Annotated in this window: 19 protein-coding genes, 1 pseudogene and 1 riboswitch; of the genes and pseudogenes, 14 read left to right on the top strand and 6 right to left on the bottom strand. The window is 74.4% G+C overall.

From position 1 onward, the window contains the following. The 6 genes and pseudogenes from ACZ3ZD_RS13185 to ACZ3ZD_RS13160 all read left to right on the top strand — a co-directional run bounded on the left by ACZ3ZD_RS13185 (nucleotide 1) and on the right by ACZ3ZD_RS13160 (nucleotide 5,830). The gene (locus tag ACZ3ZD_RS13185) at nucleotides 1-1,110 is read left to right on the top strand and encodes an enolase C-terminal domain-like protein (RefSeq protein WP_467396124.1); all 1,110 of its coding nucleotides are present in this window, start codon (nucleotides 1-3) and stop codon (nucleotides 1,108-1,110) included. Nucleotides 1,111-1,181: 71 nt separating this feature from the next. Then, nucleotides 1,182-2,192: an SDR family oxidoreductase gene (locus ACZ3ZD_RS13180; protein ID WP_467396122.1), complete on the top strand. Its 1,011-nt coding sequence runs from the start codon at nucleotides 1,182-1,184 to the stop codon at nucleotides 2,190-2,192. A 4-nt stretch (nucleotides 2,193-2,196) separates the two neighbouring features. After that, on the top strand, nucleotides 2,197-2,712 hold the full coding sequence (locus tag ACZ3ZD_RS13175) for a metallophosphoesterase family protein (RefSeq protein ID WP_467396121.1): 516 nt from the start codon (nucleotides 2,197-2,199) through the stop codon (nucleotides 2,710-2,712). A 7-nt stretch (nucleotides 2,713-2,719) separates the two neighbouring features. Continuing rightward, entirely contained in the window at nucleotides 2,720-3,316 is a 597-nt protein-coding gene (locus ACZ3ZD_RS13170) for a GNAT family N-acetyltransferase (RefSeq protein WP_467396119.1), read from the top strand. A gap of 42 nt (nucleotides 3,317-3,358) precedes the next feature. Continuing rightward, nucleotides 3,359-4,804, top strand: a pseudogene (locus ACZ3ZD_RS13165) (MFS transporter); the annotation flags it as partial. 237 nt (nucleotides 4,805-5,041) lie between these two features. Next, nucleotides 5,042-5,830, top strand: a complete 789-nt coding sequence (locus ACZ3ZD_RS13160) for a dienelactone hydrolase family protein (RefSeq protein ID WP_467396507.1) — start codon at nucleotides 5,042-5,044, stop codon at nucleotides 5,828-5,830. 43 nt (nucleotides 5,831-5,873) lie between these two features. On the opposite strand, the gene ACZ3ZD_RS13155 is transcribed toward ACZ3ZD_RS13160, so the two are convergent. Then, nucleotides 5,874-6,995 carry an XdhC family protein gene (locus ACZ3ZD_RS13155; protein WP_467396117.1) on the bottom strand — a complete coding sequence of 374 codons (1,122 nt, stop codon included), beginning with the start codon at nucleotides 6,993-6,995 and terminating at the stop codon, nucleotides 5,874-5,876. A 196-nt stretch (nucleotides 6,996-7,191) separates the two neighbouring features. Here ACZ3ZD_RS13155 and ACZ3ZD_RS13150 point away from each other — a divergent pair, with 196 nt between their 5' ends. The 3 genes from ACZ3ZD_RS13150 (at nucleotide 7,192) to ACZ3ZD_RS13140 (ending at nucleotide 12,341) form a co-directional block, all read left to right on the top strand. Beyond that, a complete protein-coding gene (locus ACZ3ZD_RS13150) occupies nucleotides 7,192-9,174 on the top strand; it encodes a GTP-binding protein (protein WP_467396115.1) in 1,983 nt (660 codons plus the stop codon). An 86-nt stretch (nucleotides 9,175-9,260) separates the two neighbouring features. Continuing rightward, entirely contained in the window at nucleotides 9,261-11,117 is a 1,857-nt protein-coding gene (locus ACZ3ZD_RS13145) for an endoglycosylceramidase (protein WP_467396113.1), read from the top strand. A 198-nt stretch (nucleotides 11,118-11,315) separates the two neighbouring features. Further along, nucleotides 11,316-12,341 carry an alcohol dehydrogenase gene (locus tag ACZ3ZD_RS13140; protein ID WP_467396111.1) on the top strand — a complete coding sequence of 342 codons (1,026 nt, stop codon included), beginning with the start codon at nucleotides 11,316-11,318 and terminating at the stop codon, nucleotides 12,339-12,341. 42 nt (nucleotides 12,342-12,383) lie between these two features. On the opposite strand, the gene ACZ3ZD_RS13135 is transcribed toward ACZ3ZD_RS13140, so the two are convergent. Then, nucleotides 12,384-13,619 (bottom strand): glycosyltransferase, encoded by a 1,236-nt coding sequence (locus tag ACZ3ZD_RS13135; protein WP_467396505.1) that lies wholly within the window; start codon nucleotides 13,617-13,619, stop codon nucleotides 12,384-12,386. 222 nt (nucleotides 13,620-13,841) lie between these two features. Here ACZ3ZD_RS13135 and ACZ3ZD_RS13130 point away from each other — a divergent pair, with 222 nt between their 5' ends. Beyond that, nucleotides 13,842-15,815 carry a ricin-type beta-trefoil lectin domain protein gene (locus ACZ3ZD_RS13130; protein WP_467396109.1) on the top strand — a complete coding sequence of 658 codons (1,974 nt, stop codon included), beginning with the start codon at nucleotides 13,842-13,844 and terminating at the stop codon, nucleotides 15,813-15,815. Between the two features lie 17 nt (nucleotides 15,816-15,832). Here ACZ3ZD_RS13130 and ACZ3ZD_RS13125 read toward each other — a convergent pair whose 3' ends face one another. The 3 genes from ACZ3ZD_RS13125 to ACZ3ZD_RS13115 form a co-directional block, all read right to left on the bottom strand. Further along, nucleotides 15,833-15,988 carry a hypothetical protein gene (locus ACZ3ZD_RS13125; RefSeq protein WP_467396107.1) on the bottom strand — a complete coding sequence of 52 codons (156 nt, stop codon included), beginning with the start codon at nucleotides 15,986-15,988 and terminating at the stop codon, nucleotides 15,833-15,835. Beyond that, a complete protein-coding gene (locus ACZ3ZD_RS13120) occupies nucleotides 15,985-16,833 on the bottom strand; it encodes a bifunctional 5,10-methylenetetrahydrofolate dehydrogenase/5,10-methenyltetrahydrofolate cyclohydrolase (protein WP_467396106.1) in 849 nt (282 codons plus the stop codon). The genes ACZ3ZD_RS13125 and ACZ3ZD_RS13120 overlap by 4 nt, the downstream gene beginning before the upstream one ends. A gap of 26 nt (nucleotides 16,834-16,859) precedes the next feature. Beyond that, a riboswitch (ZMP/ZTP riboswitch) is annotated at nucleotides 16,860-16,940 on the bottom strand. Nucleotides 16,941-17,098: 158 nt separating this feature from the next. Then, nucleotides 17,099-17,464 (bottom strand): nuclear transport factor 2 family protein, encoded by a 366-nt coding sequence (locus ACZ3ZD_RS13115; protein WP_467396105.1) that lies wholly within the window; start codon nucleotides 17,462-17,464, stop codon nucleotides 17,099-17,101. Nucleotides 17,465-17,635: 171 nt separating this feature from the next. On the opposite strand from ACZ3ZD_RS13115, the gene ACZ3ZD_RS13110 reads away from it, so the two are divergent. The 4 genes from ACZ3ZD_RS13110 (at nucleotide 17,636) to ACZ3ZD_RS13095 (ending at nucleotide 20,177) form a co-directional block, all read left to right on the top strand. Next, nucleotides 17,636-17,938, top strand: a complete 303-nt coding sequence (locus ACZ3ZD_RS13110; protein ID WP_467396104.1) for a hypothetical protein — start codon at nucleotides 17,636-17,638, stop codon at nucleotides 17,936-17,938. Between the two features lie 159 nt (nucleotides 17,939-18,097). Further along, nucleotides 18,098-19,186: an S-(hydroxymethyl)mycothiol dehydrogenase gene (locus ACZ3ZD_RS13105; protein ID WP_467396102.1), complete on the top strand. Its 1,089-nt coding sequence runs from the start codon at nucleotides 18,098-18,100 to the stop codon at nucleotides 19,184-19,186. Continuing rightward, nucleotides 19,186-19,815: an MBL fold metallo-hydrolase gene (locus ACZ3ZD_RS13100; protein WP_467396100.1), complete on the top strand. Its 630-nt coding sequence runs from the start codon at nucleotides 19,186-19,188 to the stop codon at nucleotides 19,813-19,815. Before ACZ3ZD_RS13105 ends, ACZ3ZD_RS13100 begins: the two co-directional genes overlap by 1 nt. A 71-nt stretch (nucleotides 19,816-19,886) precedes the next feature. Beyond that, nucleotides 19,887-20,177: an SDR family NAD(P)-dependent oxidoreductase gene (locus ACZ3ZD_RS13095; RefSeq protein WP_467396099.1), complete on the top strand. Its 291-nt coding sequence runs from the start codon at nucleotides 19,887-19,889 to the stop codon at nucleotides 20,175-20,177. A gap of 75 nt (nucleotides 20,178-20,252) precedes the next feature. On the opposite strand, the gene ACZ3ZD_RS13090 is transcribed toward ACZ3ZD_RS13095, so the two are convergent. Further along, a complete protein-coding gene (locus tag ACZ3ZD_RS13090; RefSeq protein WP_467396098.1) occupies nucleotides 20,253-21,641 on the bottom strand; it encodes a pyridoxal phosphate-dependent decarboxylase family protein in 1,389 nt (462 codons plus the stop codon). Between the last annotated feature and the right edge of the window lie 31 nt (nucleotides 21,642-21,672).

Genomic DNA, 21,672 nt, shown 5'->3' with positions numbered 1-21,672 from the left:
ATGAGCGACCAGCCGGCCGTCGAGGCCGTGGACACCGCCGTCTACACCGTGCCCACCGACGCCCCCGAGGCGGACGGCACCCTCGCCTGGGACAGGACCACCCTCGTCCTGGTCACCGCCCGGGCCGGCGCCACCACCGGGCTCGGCTACACCTACGCGCCCGCCGCCACCGCCCACCTCGTCCGCGAACTGCTCGCCGGCACCGTCACCGGCCTGTCCGCGTACGACGTGCCGCGCGCCAACGAGCGGATGTGCCGGGCGGTGCGCAACGCCGGACTGCCCGGCGTGGCCGCCCAGGCGATCGCCGCCGTCGACATCGCCCTGTGGGACCTCAAGGCCCGCCTGCTCGGCCTGCCCCTGGTCCATCTGCTGGGCGCCGCCCGCGACGACGTGCCCGTCTACGGCAGCGGCGGCTTCACCACCTACGACGCCGCCCGGCAGGAACGCCAGCTGCGCGGCTGGGCCGAGGACGAGGGCATCCCCCGCGTCAAGATCAAGATCGGGGAGTCGTGGGGCTCCCGACAGGACCGCGACCTGGAACGGGTGGCACGCGCGCGGGCCACCGTCGGCGACGGCGTCGAGCTGTACGTCGACGCCAACGGCGGCTACACCGCCGGCCAGGCCGTACGGATCGCCGGCGCGCTCGCCGACCACGGCGTCACCTGGTTCGAGGAACCCGTCTCCTCCGACCACCTCACCACCCTCGCCGACGTCCGCGCCCGCACCCCGATCGACGTCACCGCCGGCGAATACGGCTACACGCTCGCCTACTTCGAGCACATGCTGGCCGCCGGAGCCGTCGACTGCCTCCAGGCCGACGTCACCCGCTGCGGCGGCATCACCGTCTGGCTGCGCGCCGCCGCCCTCGCCCACGCGCGCGGGATCGACGTCTCCGGGCACTGCGCGCCCCACGCCCACGCCCATGCCGCCGCCGCCGTGCCCAACCTGCGCCACCTGGAGTGGTTCCACGACCACGTCCGTATCGAGCGGCTCCTGTTCGACGGCGCCCTCGACCCCCGCGGCGGCCGCATCACACCGGGCGCCGACGGGGCACCCGGCCTCGGCCTGACCCTCGTGGAGGAGAGGGCGGCACCGTACCGGACGGAGTGAGCCGGAAGACCGTCCCGCGACCGCGTCCCGGGACCACCGCACACGCAGGAGACGCAGAAGAGGAGAAGAGCATGTCCCCGACCGTCGTCATCACCGGCGCCAGCGCCGGCATCGGCCGCGCCACGGCTCGCCTGTACGCCCGGCGCGGCGCCGACGTCGTCCTGGTCGCCCGCGGCGAGGGCGGCCTGGCCGCGGCCGCCGACGAGGTCGCGGCGCTCGGCGGACGGCCCCTGGTACAGCCCGCCGACGTCGCCGACCCGGCCCAGACGGAGGCCGTCGCCGAGGCCGCGGAGAAGGAGTTCGGCCCGATCGACGTCTGGATCAACTGCGCCTTCGCCAGCGTCTTCGCACCGTTCGACGAGATCACCCCCGAGGAGTACCGGCGGATCACCGAGGTCACCTACCTCGGCTTCGTCAACGGCACCCGCTCGGCCCTCAAACGCATGCTGCCCCGCGACCGGGGCACGATCGTGCAGGTCGGCTCCGCGCTCGGGGAACGGTCGATCCCGCTGCAGTCCGCGTACTGCGGCGCCAAGCACGCCATCAACGGCTTCACCTCCTCGCTGCGCACCGAACTGCTGCACCGGGGCAGCAACGTGCGGGTCACCGTCGCCCAGATGCCCGCGGTCAACACCCCCCAGTTCGAGTGGGTCCGCTCCCGGCTGTCCAAGCACCCCATGCCGGTCCCACCGATCTACCAGCCCGAGGTCGCCGCGCGGGGCGTGGCGTACGCCGCCGACCACCCGGGCCGCAAGCAGTACTACATCGGCGCCACCACCGTGGCCACCATCTGGGCCAACCGGTTCGTCCCGGCGCTCCTCGACCGCTACCTGGCCCGCACCGGCTTCGACTCCCAGCAGACCGACCGCATCCCGCCCACGGGCCTGGACAACCTCTTCGCACCGGCCGACCGGACACCCGCCGACGACCAGGGCGCGCACGGCTCCTTCGACGACACCGCGCACGCCCGCTCCTGGCAGGAGATCCTGGTCCGGCACCCCGCCGCCACCGCACTCGGCGCGGGCGCCGCCGCCCTGGGCGCCGTGAGCGGATACCGCCGGCTGGCGTCCCGCCGAGGCTGACGGCGTGCGCCTGCTGCTGATGTCCGACACGCACCTGCCCAAGCGGGCCAAGCGGCTCCCCGAGCAGCTGCTCGCCGAACTCCCGCGCGCGGACGTGGTGTTCCACGCCGGGGACTGGGTCGACACCGCCACCCTCGACCTGCTGGAGAGCCGCAGCCGCCGGCTGGTCGGCGTGTACGGCAACAACGACGGCCCCGGGCTGCGCGCCCGGCTGCCCGAGGTGGCGTACGCCGAACTGGGCGGCCTGCGCTTCGGCGTCGTCCACGAGACCGGGCCGGCGCAGGGCCGCGAGGCCCGCTGCGCAGCCCGTTTCCCGGACCTGGACGTCCTGGTCTTCGGGCACAGCCACATCCCCTGGGACACCACCGCCCCCGGCGGGCTGCGCCTGCTCAACCCCGGCTCCCCGACCGACCGCCGCCGCCAGCCCCACTGCACCTACCTGACGGCGACCGTCGCCGACGCGGCGCTCACGGACGTCACCCTGCACCGCCTGCCGCGGCGGGGAACGGACCTGGCATGATCACCGGGTGACCCCCGGACCAGGCATACCCGCCGTCGTCCCCGCCGGCCGGCTGTCCGGCGGAGTACAGCCCGTGCTGCCGCTGCCCGGCGGCCTGGAGCTACGGCCCTGGCGCCTGGACGACGCCGACGCCGACGCGCTGCTCACCGCCGGACGGGACCCGGCGATCAGCCACTGGAACCTGTTCACCGTCGGCGACCGGGCCGAGGCCCGCGCCCGGATCGAGCGCCTGCACGCGCGCCGGCGGGACGAGACCGGCGCGATCTGGGCCATCGCCCCACGCGGCGGCGCCGCCGTCGGACTCGCCGGGCTCAACGACGTCGACCTGGCGGCCGGCACCGCCGAGATCGTCTACTGGCTGCTGCCCGAGGCGCGCGGCGGCGGCCTCGCGGTCACGGCGGCCCGGCGGCTCAGCCGCTGGGCCCTGGCCGACCTGGGACTGCACCGGCTGGTCCTGTGCCACTCGACGGCCAACCCGGCCTCCTGCCGGGTGGCGGAGAAGGCCGGGTTCACCTTCGAGGGCACCCAGCGCAGCGCCCTGCTGCACGCCGACGGCTGGCACGACCAGCACCTGCACGCACGGGTGGCCGGAGACCCCGAGTAGCAGGGGCGGGGGATTGTCAGTGCCGGGTGGTACCTCTGAGGTATGGCCCAGTCACCGGCAACCCTGCTGCGGCGCGCGGTGCGCCCCGCCGCGCGCGCCGGCTCCCCGTACACCGTCCTCGTCGTCATGTGCGCCGGGTACTTCCTGGTGCTGCTCGACGTCACGATCGTCAACGTCGCCCTGCCCGCCATCGGGTCGGGGCTGGGCACGGACGTCGGCGGCCTCCAGTGGACGGTCGACGGATACGCGCTGGCGCTGGCCGCGCTCATGCTCACCAGCGGCACCGCGGGGGACCGGTACGGCCACAGACGGATCGTGCTGGCCGGGCTCGCCGTGTTCGGCACCGGGTCGCTGGGCTGCGGCCTCGCCCCGGACGTGCCCGTGCTGGTCGCGGCCCGGGTGGTGCAGGGCGTCGGCGCCGCCCTGCTGCTGCCCGGCACGCTGGCCCTCATCGGCAGAGCCTTCCCCGACCCGGCCCGGCGGGCCCGCGCGATCGGCGTCTGGGCCGGCATCGGCAGCCTCGCCCTGCCCGCTGGCCCACTGCTCGGCGGTGCCCTGACCGACGGCCCGGGCTGGCGGGCGATCTTCCTCGTCAACGTGCCGATCGTGCTCCTCGCCCTGGTCTTCACCCTCGCCGTGGTCCGCGAGAGCCGGGACCCGGCCGCCCACCCGCTCGACCTGCCCGGCCTGCTGCTCGGCGCCCTCGCCCTGCTCGCGACGACGTTCGCCTTCATCGAGGGCGGCCGGTCCGGTGCGACGGCCCCGGACGTGCTCGCGGCGGCCCTCGTCGCCGCGGCGGCGCTGGTCGCGCTCGCCGCCGTCGAACGCCGGCGCGGCGACAGCGCGATGGTCCCGCCCGCCCTGCTGCGCCGGCCGGCGTTCGGCGCGGCCAACGCCACCGCCGGGATCATGAACCTGTGCACCCTGGGCACCCTGTTCGTGCTGCCGCTGTTCCTGCAGTCGGTGCAGCACCGCTCGGCCTTCCAGGCCGGTCTGATGCTGCTTCCGCTGTTCACCCCGCTCGCCGTGTGCGCGCTGCTCGGCGGGAGGATCACCAGCCGTGTCGGCGCCCGCGTGCCGGCGGGCGCCGGACTCCTCGTCGCCGCCGCCGGACTCGCCCTGCTCGGCCGGACCACGGCCCACTCCGGCCCTGCGCTGCTCGTCCCCGCGTTCCTGCTGTGGGGGCTCGGCGTCGGCCTCCTCACCCCGGCCGTGGTCGCCGCCGCCATCGGCGCCGTGCCCGCCGAGCGCTCCGGACTGGCCTCGGCCCTCAACAACACCGCCCGCCAGACCGGCGGCGCCATCGGCATCGCGGTGGCCGGCGCGGTCGCCGGAGCCCCGGCCGACCGGACCCGCTTCCTGCACGGCCTGCACGCCGTGGCGCTCGGCTCGGCGTGCCTGTACGCGGCCACGGCCGTCCTCGCCCTGGTGCTCCTGCCGGGCACCTTGTCGCCCCGGCGGAGACGAGCGGGGCGCCGGGGCCGCAGGAGAGACCCGGTGGACACTGAACAACGGGACCCTCGTCGGCCCGCTTCCCGTCTCCCCGACCCCTACTTCCGAGCGGCCCCCCTCCGGATGACCACGGCCCTCGCCCACCCGGAGCAGATCCGCGCGGACCACCGCGCGGAGGTGTCCCCACCGCCACGAACCGAAACCAGCCGTGCTGTTCTGCCGGCGGAAGAAAACCGGCCGGACCGGGCTCGACGATCACTACAGTCGCGTCTCATGACGACGATCACGACGCGCACGGTCGAGTATCCGGCCGACGGTTTGACGATGATCGGGCACCTCGCGCTCCCGGCCGGTGCCGGCCGCCGGCCCGCGGTGCTGCTCGGACCGGAGGGCACGGGGCTCGGCGACGTCGAGCGCCGCCGGGCCGATGCTCTCGCCGAGCTGGGATACGTGGTGCTGGCCTTCGACCTGCACGGCGGGCGCTGTCTGGGCGACCCCGAGGAGATGCTGTCCCGTTGCCTGCCGCTGCTCGCCGATCCCGACCGGATGCGGGGCATCGGCCACGCGGCGCTCGACGTGTTGCGCGCCGAGCCGCGGACCGACCCCGACCGGATCGCCGCCGTCGGCTACGGCACCGGGGGCGCCGTCGGGCTGGAACTCGGGCGTGACGGCGTCAGCCTGCGCGCGATCGCGACGGTCAACGGGTTGGTCACGGGCCGGCCGGGCGAGGCGGCGCGCATCCGCTGCCCGGTGTGGGCCGGGGTCGGTTCGGAAGACCCGATCATGCCACCCGCGCAACGGGAGGCGTTCACCGCGGAGATGCAGGCGGCGGGCGTCGACTGGCGCCTCACGGTCTACGGCGGCGCCCTGCACGCCTTCCACCACCCGCCGGTCGACCACACCGTGCGTCCCGGCGTCGGCTACCACCCCCGGCACGCGCGGCGAGCCTGGCGCGACGTCGTCGACCTGCTCGCCGAGTGCCTGCCCGTGGCGGAGGATCCGGGGCGTGACCCGGGTGAAGCCGGATCCACGGCGGGACAGGCCGGACCCTCGGACCGGTGACCTGAGTCGGGTACGACGTCCTGAGGGCCCTGCCGGTGACCCGTCAGGAGCCCGGCACCTCGGACCACCCGTGCGGATGGATCGCCCCGCTCGTCCCGCTCAGCGGCGCCCCGCTGCCGCCCCACCGCAGCGCCACGATCTCCGCCGCCACCGACACCGCCACCTCCTCCGGCGTACGGGCGCCGAGGTCCAGGCCGACCGGGGAGCGCAGGCGGGACAGTTCCTCGTCGGTGAGGCCCAGGTCGACCAGCCGGCGGAGCCGGTCGTCGTGGGTGCGCCGGCTGCCCATCGCCCCGATGTAGGCCGCCGGGCGGCGCAGCGCCTCCCGCAGCAACGGCACGTCGAACTTCGGGTCGTGGGTGAGGACACAGATCACGGTCCGCCCGTCGGTGTGCGTGCCGCGCAGATACCGGTGCGGCCAGTCCACGACGACCTCCACGCCCGCCGGGAACCGCCGGGGCGTGGCGAACACCGGCCGGGCGTCGCACACGGTGACCCGGTAGCCGAGGAAGTCCCCGAGCCGGGCCACGGCCGCGGCGTAGTCGATGGCGCCGAACACCAGCATGCGCGGCGGCGGCGCGAAGGAGTGCAGGAACACCGTGACGGTGTCCTCGCGCCGCTCCCCGTGCGGCCCGTAGTGCCGCAGGCCGGTCACGCCGAGGGCGAGGTCGCCGCGCGCTTCGGCGGCCACGGCCGCGTCGAGACCCCGGGTGCCCAGGCTGCCGGCGGCCGTCCGGGGCCACACCGCGAGGGTGGCGCCGCGCGGCGCCGGCCCGTCGACCACGGTGGCCGCGGTGACCGGCTCACCGGCCGCGACGGACGCGGCGACCGCGCCGAACACGGGATCCCGGGCCGGGGTCACCGGCCGGACCAGGACGGTGATCTCACCGCCGCAGGTGAGCCCCGCCGCGAAGGCGTCCTCGTCGCTGTAGCCGAACGTCACCAGCCGGACCGCGCCGGTCTCCACGGCCTCCTGGGCCAGCTCGAACACCGCGCCCTCCACGCAGCCCCCGGAGACGCTGCCGACCACTTCGCCGCCCGGGCCGACCGCCAGCGCGGCGCCGGGCCCGCGGGGCGCGCTGCGGCTGACCGAGACGACCGTGGCCAGCCCGAACGGCACCCGGGCGGCGTACCACCGGTCCAGTACCGCGAGAATCTCACGCATCGTCCGCTCCTCGGCCCGTCGGCCCCCGCCGCACCCGGCACGGCATCCGGTTGAACGTTAATCCGTTGGCGGTGCCGTCGCCGTTCTGCTGCACTGCACCGGTCGAGTTCCCGCAACCCGCCAGGAGCGATCATGCGCGCACCGTTCATGTCCAGCCCGGAAGGATCCACCCACTCTCTCAAGGACATGACACTTCGTGCCTCTGCTCAATCTGGGAATCCTGGCCCATGTCGACGCGGGTAAGACGAGCCTGACCGAGCGGCTCCTGCACACCGCCGGAGTCATCGAGGAGATCGGCAGCGTCGACGCCGGCAGCACCACCACCGACACCCTCGCGCTGGAGCGCCGGCGCGGCATCACCATCAAGTCCGCCGTCGTGTCGTTCCCGCTGGACGGCGTCACCGTCAACCTCATCGACACCCCCGGCCACCCGGACTTCATCGCCGAGGTGGAGCGGGTGCTCGGCGTGCTCGACGGTGCCGTTCTGGTCGTCTCCGCGGTCGAGGGCGTCCAGGCGCAGACCCGGGTGCTGATGCGCACCCTGCGCCGGCTGCGCCTGCCCACCCTGGTCTTCGTCAACAAGATCGACCGGCGTGGCGCCCGGGAGGAGGCCGTACTCCGCCAGATGGCCCGGCGGCTGGCCGTACCGCTCGTCCCGACGGGGACGACCACCGGGCTCGGCACGCGCGCCGCCCGGTTCCGGCCCGGCCTCGGCCCGGCCGCGCTGGAGGCGCTGGCGGACCGGGACGACGGGCTGCTCGCCGCCTACCTCGACGGCGGGGTCCCGACGGGCCGGCTGTACCGCGCCCTCGCCGCGCAGACCCGCAGCGCGTCCGTCCACCCGGTGTACTTCGGCTCCGCGATCACCGGCGCCGGCGTGCCCGAGCTGATCGCCGGCATCGAGCGGCTGCTGCCCCCCGCTGCCGGCGACCCGGACGGCCCCCTGGCGGGCACGGTCTTCAAGATCGAGCGGGGTCCGGCGGGGGAGAAGGCGGCGTACGCCCGCCTCTTCTCCGGCACCCTGCGCGTCCGCGACCGGATCCCGCTCGGCGACGGCCGCCGCGACACCGGCGAGGAGGGACGCGTGACCGCCCTGAGCGTCTTCGACCACGGCACGGACACCCGGGCCGACAGCGCCGCGGCGGGCCGGATCGTCAAGGTGTGGGGCCTCGGCGGCGTCCGGATCGGCGACGCGCTCGGGGCCCCGGCACGGTCGTACGAGCACCACTTCGCGCCACCCACCCTGGAGACGGTCGTCGTCCCCGGCCCCGGCACCGACCGGCGCTCGCTGCACCTCGCGCTCACCCAGCTCGCCGAGCAGGACCCGCTCATCGGCGTCCGCCACGACGAACTGCGGGGGGAGACCTCGGTGTCCCTCTACGGCGAGGTGCAGAAGGAGGTCGTCCAGGCCACCCTCGCCGACGACTACGGGCTGGCCGTCACCTTCCGTGAGACGACGACCCTGTGCGTCGAACGCCCGGTCGGCAGCGGGCACGCCGTCGAGTTCAACAGGAAGGACGGCAACCCCTTCCTCGCCACCGTCGGCCTGCGCGTCGACCCCGCCCCGCCCGGCACGGGCGTCGCCCTCCGCAGGGAGGTGGAGCTGGGCTCGATGCCGTACGCCTTCTTCAAGGCCGTCGAGGACACCGTCCGGGAGACGCTCGGCCAGGGGCTGCACGGCTGGCAGGTCACCGACTGCACGGTCACCATGACCCACTCGGGCTACTCGCCCCGGCAGAGCCACGCGCACCAGCGCTTCGACAAGAGCATGTCGAGCACCGGCTACGACTTCCGGGGCCTGACCCCGCTCGTCCTGACCGAGGCGCTGCGCCGCGCCGGCACCCTGGTGCACGAGCCGGTGCACCGCTTCCGCCTGGAGGCGCCGGCCGACACGCTCGGCGCGCTGCTGCCGGTGCTGGCCCGGCTCGGCGCCGTACCGGAGAGCACGGGCACGCGCGCCGCGGTCTGCCTCCTGGAGGGCACCGTGCCGGCCGCCCGGGTGCACGCGCTGGAGCAGCGGCTGCCGGGGCTGACCCGGGGCGAGGGCGAGCTGGAGACGGCCTTCGACCACTACGCGCCGGTGACCCGGGGGACGGTCCCGGAACGGCCGCGCACCGACCACAACCCGCTGAACCGGAAGGAGTACCTGCTGAGCTTCACGCGCCGGGTCGGGGAGTGACACCCGAAGTGAGCTGACCCATAGTCAACTTACTTGAGAGTCAGAAGCTATTGACGCTTTCCGGACATCGCCGGACCGTGGTGGACATGCCTACCTCACGGGTACGTCTGCTGGCCGTGCTGGTCGTCCTCAGCGGATCCCTGGCGGTGGCGGGAGCTCCGCCCGCCACCGCCGCCACCCCCTCCGACTCCCTCTGGTTCGACGGCGCCGCGCTGACCGTGCGGGACGGCCGGTTCACCGACGGCCAGGGCCGCGAGATCGTCCTGCGCGGCTACAACGTCTCCGGCGAGACCAAACTGGAGGAGAACGCCGGCCTGCCCTTCGCCTCCACCGCCGACGCGCGCAAGGCCGCGGTCGCGCTGCGCGCCCTCGGCGGCGGCAACGCGGTCCGCTTCCTGCTCTCCTGGGCCCACGCCGAGCCCGCACGCGGCCAGGTGGACACCGGCTACCTGGCCGCCGCCACCGAACAGATGGGCGCCTTCCTGGACGCGGGCATCCGGGTCTACCCCGACTTCCACCAGGATCTCTACTCCCGGTACCTGTTCGACACCGGCAGCTGGTACACCGGCGACGGCGCCCCCGCATGGGCGGTGGCCGCCGGGGGTTACCCCAAGGAGTCCTGCGGCATCTGCCTCTTCTGGGGCCAGAACATCACGCAGAACACGGCCGTGCAGAAGGCCCAGTACGACTTCTGGCACAACGCCCACGGCCTGCAGGACGCGTTCCTCGCCACCGCTCAGACCACCATGGCCTACCTGCGACAGCACCTGAGCGTCGTGCAGTTCGCCGGAGTCGCCGGCTTCGACCCGTACAACGAGCCGTACGCCGGAAGTTACGACTCCGGGCAGACCTCCCGCACCTGGGAACGGGACCTGCTCTGGCCGTTCTACGTGCGGTTCCGCGCCCGCATGGACGCGGCCGGCTGGAAGGACAAGCCCGCCTTCGTCGAGCCGAACCTGTTCTGGAACTCCAACATCTCCACGCAGCGACAGGAGGGCGGCCTGCTCGACGCGGGCACGCTCGGCCCGGGTTACGTCCTCAACACCCACTTCTACGACCAGAAGGCCATCTCCGGCGTCCTGATGTGGGGCAAGGCGGCCGACGGCCAGTACGCCACCGACTTCGCCGCCGTCCGCGACCGCGCCGCGGCCGCCGGAACCGCCGCCGTGGTCAGCGAGTTCGGCCACCCCCTGTCCGGCACGGTGGCCGACAAGGCACCGACCGTCCTGAAGGCCATGTACCAGGGCCTCGACTCCCGTCTGTCCGGAGCGGGTTGGTGGGCGAACCCGGCCGCCTCGGGCCCGGTGCTGTCCGGCACCCAGTGGCAGTGGGACCTCTACAGCGGCCGGCACCACGAGCCGATGAACGGCAACCCCGGCAAGGTGCTCACCGCCGGTGACGCCTGGAACGACGAGGACCTCTCGGCGGTACGGCTCGACGACTCCGGGACCGCCGTCCTGCGCCAGGACGCCCGCCTCCTGGACCGCCTCTACCCGGGCGCCACGGCCGGCACCACCCTCGCCTTCACCTACGAGGACCGCTCCCGCGACGGCTCCACCACCCTCACCTGGAACCCCGTCCCCGGTTCCCTGCCGAACGTGGCGAAACTCGTCGGCACGGGCCAGTACGGGCTGCTCGTGTGGCGCTCCGGCGACGGCACCGCGCCCACCGACCTGCACCTGCCGGCGTCCTTCCCGACCGCTGCCACCACGGTCGTCTCCGACCTGGGCACGGTGTACGGACCGCCCGCGTACACCTCATCCACCCCGGTTGCCGTCGCCCCGGAGCCGGGCGGCACCGGCAGCCGCCGGCTCCTGCTCACCGACACGGACTCCGGCGTCCCGCACTACGCCCTGGTCACCAACGGCGCCACCGCCCCCTCGGCGGACCTGCTGGCCGCAGCGCGGTCCGAGCTGGCCGCGTGGGTCGCGGCGCGCTTCTGACGACGGCGGGGTGAGGGGGACGTCACGCGCGCCCGCCGGACCGGCCTCCTTCCCACCGAGGCGGCGCCGCGTGGCCGCCGCCTCACCCCCACGGCCCCGCCCAGGTCAGCGGGGGCGCGCCCGGTTCGGCGCGCGGGATCGGGCCGGAGCTGGTCTGCTGGTGCGGGGGGGCCGTCGTACCCCTACCGCGGAGAGACCATGAGTACCTACCGAGTCGCGCAGGTGACCCAGCCGGGCGGCACCTTCGAGCTGGTCGAACGCGAGGTGCCGCAGCCGGGTTCCGGCCAGGTGCGGATCGCCGTCGAGGCGTGCGGGGTCTGCCACAGCGACGCCCTCTTCGTGAGCGGCCAACTCCCCGGCGTCTCCTTCCCGGAGGTCCCCGGGCACGAGATCGCCGGGCACATCGAGGAACTGGGCCAGGGCGTGCGGGAGTACGGCTGGCAGGTCGGCGACCGGGTGGCCGTGGGCTGGTTCGGCGGCAGCTGCGGCCACTGCACGCCCTGCCGCGAGGGCGACTTCGTCGTGTGCCGCAACCTGAAGGTGCCCGGCTGGACCTACGACGGCGGCTTCGGCGAGAAGGTGATCGCGCCCGTCGACGCGCTCGCCCGCATCCCCGACGGGCTGGCCGCGAGCGACGCCGGACCGATGGCCTGCGCGGGCGTGACCACGTACAACGGTCTGCGGCGCAGCTCCGCCCGGCCCGGCGACCTGGTCGCGGTGCTCGGGCTCGGCGGGCTGGGCCACCTCGGGGTGCGGTACGCGGTCGCGATGGGCTTCGAGACCGTCGGCATCGCCCGGGGCGCCGAGAAGGCCGACTTCGCCAAGCAGCTCGGTGCCCACCACTACATCGACAGCACCTCCGGCACCCCGGTCGCCGAGGCGCTGCAGTCCCTCGGCGGCGCCAGGGTCGTGCTGGCCACCGCCGGGAACTCCGAGGCCATCACGGCCACCGTGGACGGCCTGGCGCACCGCGGCGAACTCGTCGCCATCGGCGCGGACACCGCACCCCTGGGCATCAGCCCGGCCCAGCTGCTCATGGCCGGCCGGGTGGTACGCGGGCACCCGTCCGGCACCTCGCAGGACGTCGAGGACACGATGGCGTTCAGCGTCCTGCACGGCATCCGCCCGATGACCGAACCGGTCCGGCTGGAGCAGGCCGGGGAGGCGTACGACAAGATGCTCGCCGGCGCCGCCCGCTTCCGCATGGTGCTCACCATGGGCTGACCGCGCCCCCTCGACACGGGGCCACCGGGGGCCGGCGCCGCCCTACGGCCGGCCCTCCAGCCGGGCCAGTGCCGCGAGCACCGGTGCCGTGCCGTCCTCGTCACGCAGGCGCGCGGCCAGGCCGCCCGCGCGCCGCCGGTACGCCGGGTCCCGGGTGGCCCGTACCAGCGCGGCGGACAGCGCGTCCACGGTCAGCCGGCCCAGCGGTACGACGGCCGGGGCGACGCCCAGGGCGGCCAGCCGGGCGGACCAGAACCCCGCGTCGAACTGCACCGGCACCGGCACGGCCGGCACCCCGGCGCGCAGCCCCGCCGCGGTGGTGCCCGCGCCCGCGTGGTGGACCACGGCGGCCATGTGCGGGAAGAGCCCCGCGTGCGGGACCTCGCCGACGGTCAGCATGTCGTCCCCGTCGGCCGCGAGCCCGCCCCAGCCGCGCTGGATCACCCCGCGCAGCCCGGCCCGCCGCAGCGCCGCCACCACCCGCGCGCTCAGCCCGCGGGCGTCCGGCACGGTGGCGCTGCCCAGACCGACGAACACCGGGGGCGGCCCGGCTTCGAGGAACTCCCGCACCCGCTCGGGCAGTTGTGTCTCCGTGTCGTACGGCCACCAGTAACCGTCCACCTGAAGGCCGGGCCGCCAGTCGCCGGGCCGGGGCACCACCAAGGGGCTGAAGCCGTGGTGTACCGGCCACAGCCGCCGCTCCCGGGCCCGCCGCGCCGCGCCGGTCCGCAGCGGGGGCAGGCCGAGCCGGGCGCGCAGGGCCGGCACCGCGCCGGAGAAGACCCGTTCCACGGCCAGGCTCACGCCCTGCCCGGCGAGCCGGTTGGCCGGCCCTCCCCAGGATCCGCCACCCAGCACCGCGGGGGCGAACTCCCGGGTGGCGGACAGGGGTTGCAGATAGACGCCCAGGCTCGGCAGCCGCAGCCCCTCGGCGATGGTGTGCCCGAGCGGGGCCAGGGAGGCGGACAGCAGCAGCACGTCGCTGTCCCGGGCCGCGGTCAGCAGGTCCTCGGTCATCCGCCCGACCGCGTGCCGCGCCAGCGCCACCACCCGCAGCAGCTTTCCGGCGCCGCTGGAGCTCTGGTGCAGGCCCCGGCCGCGCGGGGACTCCAGCTCCGCCCGCGGGTCCACCGGCAGCGCGTGGAACCGCACCCCGGAGCCGGCCACCAGCGGCTCGAAGCGGCCGTGCGTGACCAGGGTGACCTCGTGCCCGGCCAGCACGAGCCGGTGTCCGAGCCCGGTGTAGGGGGCGGCGTCGCCCCGGGAACCCGCCGTCATGATCGCAACGCGCACGACAGCCAGTATGGCCGCTCCGCCCGGGACCCGTGCCCCAACGGCGTGTGGTCCTCCACGGATTCACGCCTGCCGCAGCCGTTGACTTCGCCCCCGGGCGGCTCTACGGTCGGCCCGCAGTTGTTCGGTTCACCGATCTGCGTTCGATATGTCGGCCATGTTGGCCACCCGACCACCCGACCACCGGTTCCGCCCGCGGAGGCGCCGATGTTCCCCCCACCCCGTCCGAGCGCCGGCGGCCCCGCACGCCGCTGGGTCACCGCCGTCGTACGCCTGCTCGTTCCCCTCCTCGCCGTGGCCGCCGCCCTCCTCTTCGTCCAGCCGGTCCAGGCCCGGGCGGCCGTGACGCCCCGTCAGGTACCGGTGCCCACCGCGCCCATGGGCTGGGCGTCCTGGAACAGCTTCGCCGCGAAGATCGACTACAACGTCATCAAGCGGCAGACCGACGCCCTCGTGACGGCCGGCCTCCCCGGCGCCGGCTACCGGTACGTCAACATCGACGAGGGCTGGTGGCAGGGCACCCGGGACAGCGCCGGCAACATTACCGTCGACACCGGCGAATGGCCCGGCGGCATGAGCGCCATCGCCGACTACATCCACAGCAAGGGCCTCAAGGCCGGCATCTACACGGACGCCGGCAAGAACGGCTGCGGCTACTACTACCCCACCGGCCGGCCCGCCGCCCCCGGCTCCGGCAGCGAGGGCCACTACGAGCAGGACATGCTCCAGTTCTCCAGGTGGGGCTTCGACTTCGTCAAGGTCGACTGGTGCGGCGGCGACGCCGAAGGACTGGACGCGGCGAAGACCTACCAGGAGATCAGCACCGCCGTCACCAAGGCCACGGCCGCCACCGGCCGCCCGCTCACCCTGTCCGTCTGCAACTGGGGCAAGCAGAACCCCTGGAACTGGGGACCGGGCCTCGCCCCCATGTGGCGCACCAGCACCGACATCGTCTACTACGGCGACGCGCCCTCGCAGAGCAGCATGCTCGCCAACTTCGACCAGGCGCTGCACCCCGCCGCCCAGCACACCGGGTACTACAACGACCCCGACATGCTGATGGTCGGCATGCCCGGCTTCACCGCCGCCCAGAACCGCACCCACATGGCCCTCTGGGCGCTCTCCGGCGCCCCGCTGCTGGCCGGCAACGACCTCACCACCCTGTCCGCCGAGACGGCCGCCATCCTGAAGAACCCCGAGGTCATCGCCGTCGACCAGGACCCGCGCGGCCTCCAGGGCGTGAAGGTCGCCGAGGACGCGACCGGCCTCCAGACGTACGGCAAGGTCCTCGCCGGCACCGGGAACCGCGCCGTCGTCCTCCTCAACCGCACCTCCGCCGCCCATGACATCACCGTCCGCTGGTCCGACCTCGGCCTGACCGGAGCCACGGCCGCCGTCCGGGACCTGTGGGCACGCGGCAACCTCGGCTCCCACGCCACGAGTTACACCACCAGCGTCCCGGCGGGCGGCTCGGTACTGCTGAAGGTCACCGGCACCGAGGCGGCGAGCAGCGGCGCGAGTGCGTCCCAGGCCGGCCGGTACACCGGCGTGACCGCAGCCGACACCGGCCTGAACGTGGTCGACATCGCCTACACCAACACCGGCTCCACCGCCGTCACCGGCTCCCTCCAGGTGAACGGCCAGACCCCGACGACGGTGTCCTTCCCGCCCACCGGCGCCGGCCAGGGCACGGTCTCGGTGCAGGCGCACCTCACCAGGGGCAGCGCCAACTCCCTGGTGTTCACCGGCGGTCCGGCCCTCGGCGCCCTGACCGTGCGCCCGCTGCCGGGCACCGGCGCCACCCTGCTCGCGGGCCGGCAGTCCGGCCGCTGCGCCGACGTGTACGACAACACGATCACCAACGGCACCCCGGCCGAACTGTGGGACTGCAACGGCGGCGCCAACCAGGCCTGGACCTACACCTCCCGCAAGGAACTCGTCGTCTACGGCGACAAGTGCCTCGACGCCTACAACCTCGGCACCACCGACGGCACCAAGGTCGTCATCTGGGACTGCAACGGCCAGGACAACCAGAAGTGGACCGTCGGCACCGACGGCACGATCACCAACGTCCACGCGGGACTGTGCCTGGACGCGTCCGACGCCGGCACCGGCAACGGCACCCCGCTGGTGCTGTGGACCTGCAACGGCGGCGCCAACCAGAAGTGGTCCCGGACCTGAACCGACGCACCCCCCGGCTAGGCGGCGGACGCCACCAGGACCGCGGCCGCCAGCAGCGCGCACCCGAGTACACAGCAGGCCAGCAGCCTTCCCCGCAGCACCCGGTACCGTGTCTCGTACGCCTGCCGCAGTTCCTCCGCACGCTCGGCGCTGACCGCGCCGCCGCCCGTCACACCCCGAGCTGCCGGGCGGCGGCCGCCACGGTCTGCTCCAGCAGCGTGGCGATCGTCATCGGACCCACCCCGCCCGGCACCGGGGTGATCAGCGCGGCACGCTCCACGGCGGAGTCGAAGTCGACGTCGCCGACGTTCCCCGCGTTGTAGCCCGCGTCGATCACGACCGCGCCCGGCTTGACGTCCTGCCCGCGGATCAGCCGCGGCCGGCCCACCGCGGCCACGACGATGTCGGCCTCCCGGACCGCCGCCGACAGGTCGCGGGTGCGCGAGTGGCAGTAGGTCACGGTCGCGTCCCGGGCCAGCAGGAGCATCCCCACCGGCTTGCCGAGGATCGCGCTGCGGCCCACCACCACGGCCCGCTTCCCGGCCGGGTCGACGCCGTACTCGTCCAGCAGCCGCACGATGCCGCCCGGTGTGCAGGAGACGAAGCCCGGCAGTCCGAAGCTCATCGTGGCGAACGAGGCGAAGGTGACGCCGTCCACGTCCTTCTCCGGCGCGATCGCCTCGAAAGCGGCCCGCTCGTCGACGTGGTCACCCACCGGATGCTGGAGCAGAATCCCGTGCACCCCCGGGTCGGCCGACAACTCCCGCAGGGTACCGACGAGTTCGGCGGTCGTGGTGCTCGCGGGCAGCGCCACGTGCCGGGACTCGATGCCGGCCTCGCGGCAGCGGTTCCGTTTCATCCGGACGTACGTCACCGACGCCGGGTCCTCGCCGACGAGCACGGTCGCGAGACAGGGAGCGGTACCGGTGCGTTCGGTGACATCGGCGGCCCTCCTCGCGGTGTCCCGCACGATGCGGCGGGCGGGCGCGGTGCCGTCCATCAACCGGGCCTGGGTCATGCTGCACTCTCCTGAGCTGGATCGACTCTCCTCGCCCAGGCGCGCGGCAACCACCACGGACCGCTCCCCGGTGGTGCTCCACCTCAGCGCCAGTCACGGCCCGCGTACAGCGTAACCGAGGGCGCGTAGGCCCCTCACGGCCCCGGTCGGCCGCGGCCGCCGGGGTCCGGGCCGGCCGTACGGCGGCCCGGACCGGCGCGACCCTCCTTCCGGCGCCCGCCGTACCCGCCGGGTGCCCTCCGTCCTACTCCTCCTCCTGCTCCTCCTACTCGTCCCAGGCCTGCACGATGAGCTGATCGGCGATCTTGCCGTCCCGCAGGGTGACCATCGACTCGGCGAGCACCCGGGTGCCGTCCGCGTACTCGCAGGACTCGCTGTACGCGGCCTGGTCGCCCTGGACGACGCACCGGTCCAGCCTGTGCGTCATGTCGCGGCTGTAGATGTCGTCCAGCAACTCGGCGATCTGGCCCCGGCCGTGCAGGACGGTGGGATGACTGGGCTGGTTGTTGCGGTCGACGATGCGGATCTCGGCGTCGTCCGCGTACAGCGACAGCAGGTTGTTGCCGGTGTCGCCCTCGATGGCCCGGCGCAGTTTCTCGGTGTCGAAAGCGGAACCCGTCGCGGTACCCATGGTGACCTCCTTCAGGCGCCCGCGGCCCGGTCGGGAGCGGGCCGCACGGGCCCCATCTCCGAGCCTGCTCCGCCCCGGCGGCGCCGGCAAGCCCGGCCGCCGTCCTCCGCCTCACGGGTGAGCGCGGCCCGCCACCCGTGTCCGGCCGGGGCCCGCGGCCGTTGCAGGGACATGATCTCAACACGACGTATCGTCGCCGCCGTCGGTCTGGCCGCCGGGGTCGCCGGCCTCGCCGCACCGCAGGCGAGCGCGGCGGGCACCGGCGCACCGCTCGTCGGCCGGCTCGGCGCGCTGAGCACGCTGGACTCGCTCGCCGTCAGTGACATCCCGGCACCGGAAAGGAACCGCGTCCCGCGGGTCAGTGAACAGGTGGGGGAGCTGAAGCACCTGCGCGAGCTGAACCAGCTCAACCAGCTGGAGCAGGTCGTCGCCCCCGCCGCGCCCCTGCTGGGACTGGTCCCGGCCGTCCACTGACCGCGCCCGCCGCGCCGAGGGCCGTCCCGGCCGGGACGGCCCTCACCGCTGTCCGCCGCCGGTGGCGCGAAGATCCACGATCACCCTCGTGGACCGCCCGCTTCCCGCCACGCGCGCGTAGGGTCGGCGGCGAAGGCATTCGACGGAAGGGGCCAGAGCATGGCGCAGGAAGTACGCGGCGTGATCGCACCGGGCAGGGACGAGCCCGTACGGGTCGAGACGATCGTGGTGCCGGACCCCGGGCCCGGCGAAGCCGTCGTACGCGTCCAGGCCTGCGGGGTCTGTCACACCGATCTGCACTACAAACAGGGCGGCATCTCCGACGACTTCCCGTTCCTGCTCGGCCACGAGGCCGCCGGCGTGGTGGAGTCGGTCGGCGACGGCGTCACCGACGTCGCCCCGGGCGACTTCGTCATCCTCAACTGGCGTGCGGTGTGCGGCCAGTGCCGGGCCTGTCTGCGCGGCCGGCCCTGGTACTGCTTCGACACCCGCAACGCGCGGCAGAAGATGACCCTCGCCGCCACCGGCCAGGAGCTGTCCCCGGCCCTCGGGATCGGCGCGTTCGCGGAGAAGACGCTCGTCGCGGCCGGCCAGTGCACCAAGGTCGACCCGGCCGTCTCCCCGGCGGTCGCCGGCCTCCTCGGCTGCGGGGTGATGGCCGGCATCGGCGCCGCGCTCAACACCGGGAACGTCGGCCGGGGCGACGCGGTCGCCGTCATCGGCTGCGGCGGTGTCGGCGGCGCGGCCGTCGCCGGATCGAACCTGGCCGGCGCGGCGAAGATCATCGCGGTGGACATCGACGACCGCAAGCTGGAGAAGGCCCGCACGCTGGGCGCCACCCACACCGTCAACTCCAAGGAGACGGACCCGGTCGCGGCGATCAGGGAGCTGACCGGCGGCTTCGGCGCCGACGTCGTCATCGAGGCCGTCGGCCGCCCGGAGACCTACCAGCAGGCCTTCTACGCCCGCGACCTCGCCGGAACCGTCGTCCTCGTCGGCGTCCCCACCCCCGAGATGAAGCTCGAACTGCCCCTGCTCGACGTCTTCGGCCGCGGTGGTGCCCTCAAGTCGAGCTGGTACGGCGACTGCCTGCCCACCCGGGACTTCCCCACGCTGATCGACCTCCATCTGCAGGGCCGCCTGCCGCTCGACGCGTTCGTCACCGAGACGATCCCACTCGACCGGGTGGAGCAGGCCTTCGAGCGGATGCACCACGGCGACGTGCTGCGTTCGGTGGTGGTGCTGTGATGACCGTACGCATCGAACGCCTCGTCACCACAGGGCAGTTCAGCCTCGACGGCGGCACCTGGGACGTGGAGAACAACGTGTGGATCGTCGGCGACGAGCGGGAGGTGATCGTCATCGACGCCGCCCACGACGCCGAGGCCATCGCCCGCGCGGTCGACGACCGGCGCCTGACCGCCATCGTGTGCACCCACGCCCACAACGACCACGTCAACGCCGCCCCGGCGCTCGCCGACCTCACCGGCGCCACCATCTGGCTGCACCCCGACGACCTGCCGCTGTGGAAGCAGACCCATCCGCACCGCGACCCCGACCGGCACCTCCTCGACGGCCAGGTGATCGAGGCCGCCGGCGCCGACCTCACCGTCCTGCACACCCCCGGCCACGCCCCGGGCGCCGTCTGCCTCTACGACCCCGGCCTCGGCACCGTGTTCACCGGCGACACCCTCTTCCAGGGCGGCCCCGGCGCCACCGGACGCTCCTACTCCGACTTCCCGGCCATCATCGACTCCATCCGCAACCGCCTGCTCACCCTGCCCCCGGAGACCAAGGTCCTCACCGGCCACGGGGACACCACCACCATCGGCGCCGAGGCGCCGCACCTGGAGGAGTGGATCAGCCGCGGCCACTGAGCCGCGGACACAGCCCGCGGACGTCGGTGGACACCGGTGATACCGGGCCCGGGGGGCCGTACCGTCGGCCCATGACCGATCCGACGCGCTTCGCAGGACACGGAGTTCTCCTCACGGGCGGCGGCCGCGGTATCGGCGCGGCCGCCGCCCGGCGCATCGCCGGGGAGGGCGGCCGGGTGCTGGTCACCGACCGGGACCTGCCGGAGGCCGAGCGGACCGCTGCCGCGCTCCGCCGGGAGGGCCGCACCGCCGAGGCGTTCGCCTGCGACGTGGCCGAGCCGTCAACACCGGCTTCCGCACGGCCGTACGGCGCTCGTGACCGCCGTCGGCACCGGCTTCCACACGGTCGTACGGCGTCCTGACCGGCAGGCGTACCACGCTCCTGATCGCCGTCGGCACCGGCCTTGCGCCCGGCGCGTACGACGTCCCGTTCTCCCTCAGCCCGAGGCCGCCGCCAGCGCCCGCAGGACCCGTTCGGTGTCGGACTCGGTGGTGCGCCAGTTACTGAACGCGGCGCGCAGGCCGGGGACCCCGTCGTACACCGTCGGGGTCACGAACGCCTCCCCGGACTCCGCGACCGCCCGGGCCAGCGCCGCCACCCGCTGCGGCGACGGGTCCGCGGCGAGCGTGAAGCAGACCACGTTGAGCCGGACCGGGGCCAGCAGGCGCAGGCCCGGCAGCGCGTCGACACCGGCGCCGAGCCGGCGGGCCAGGGCCACACTGCGCTCCACGATCTCCCGGTGCCCGGCCCGCCCGTAGGCGACCAGCGAGAACCAGGCCGGCAGGGCCCGCAGCCGGCGCGAGTTCTCCGGGGTCAGATGCAGGAACTCCGGCTCGCCCTCGGGGCCGCCCAGGTACGGCGAGGCGTTGTGGAACACCGCCACCTGCAGATCGCGCCGCCGGGTGAACTGGACGGCCGCGTCATAGGGGACGTTCAGCCACTTGTGCAGGTCCACGCAGACCGAGTCGGCCGCGTCGAGCCCGTCGACCAGCGCGGCGTGCTCCGGTGAGAGCGCGGCGAAGGCGCCGAACGCCGCGTCCACGTGCAGCCAGAAGTCGTACCGCTCCTTCAGCGCCGCGATCGCCTGCAGATCGTCGAAGTCGACGGTGTTCACGGTGCCCGCGTTCGCGACGACGATCACAGGCCGGCCGGCCCGCTCGGCCAGCGCCGCCTCCAGCGCGGTGACGTCGACGGCCTCCCGGTTGCCGGGCAGCAGCGGCACCCGCCGCAGCCGGTCCCGGCCCAGGCCCAGCACCGACATCGCCTTCGTGACGCTGGAGTGCGGGCTGCCGGAGAGCACGTCGAGCGGGCCCAGCGCGGCGGCGCCCTCCCGGGAGACATCCACGCCGAGCCGCTCGCCGGCCCACTCCCGGCCGATCGCCAGACCGACCGTGTTCGACATGGTCGCGCCCGTCACGAACGCCCCGCTGTGCGCCTCGCCCAGCCCGAACAGCTCGCGCAGCCACGCCACCGTCTCCCGCTCCAGCTCCTGCGCCCAGGACCCGCCGGCCCCGGACAGGTTCTGGTCGAACGCAGAGGTGAGCCAGTCCCCGGCGACGGCCGCCGGTGTCGCACCACCGGTGACGAAGCCGAGGTAGCGCGGGCCCGCGGAGCCGGAGAAGCCGGGCGCCCACCGCTCGGCGAACCGGGCGAGCGCCCCGTCACCGCCCGCGCCCGCGTCCGGGAGCGGGGCCCGCCCGGACGGCGGCCCGGGCGCGGCGACCGGCCGCTCGGCCAGCCCCTCCACCTCCCGCACGGCGAGATCGCGGGCGGCCTGCAGCAGGTCGGGAAGCCGGGAGAGATCACCGGCGAGCGTACGGTGCATGCGCCGCAGCGTAGACCGCGGCGAGCGCCGG

The organism is Streptomyces sp. NPDC023481, from assembly GCF_055560195.1.
The sequence above is the reverse complement of the archived record's forward strand: the minus strand, read 5'-3'. Positions and strand labels throughout refer to the sequence as shown.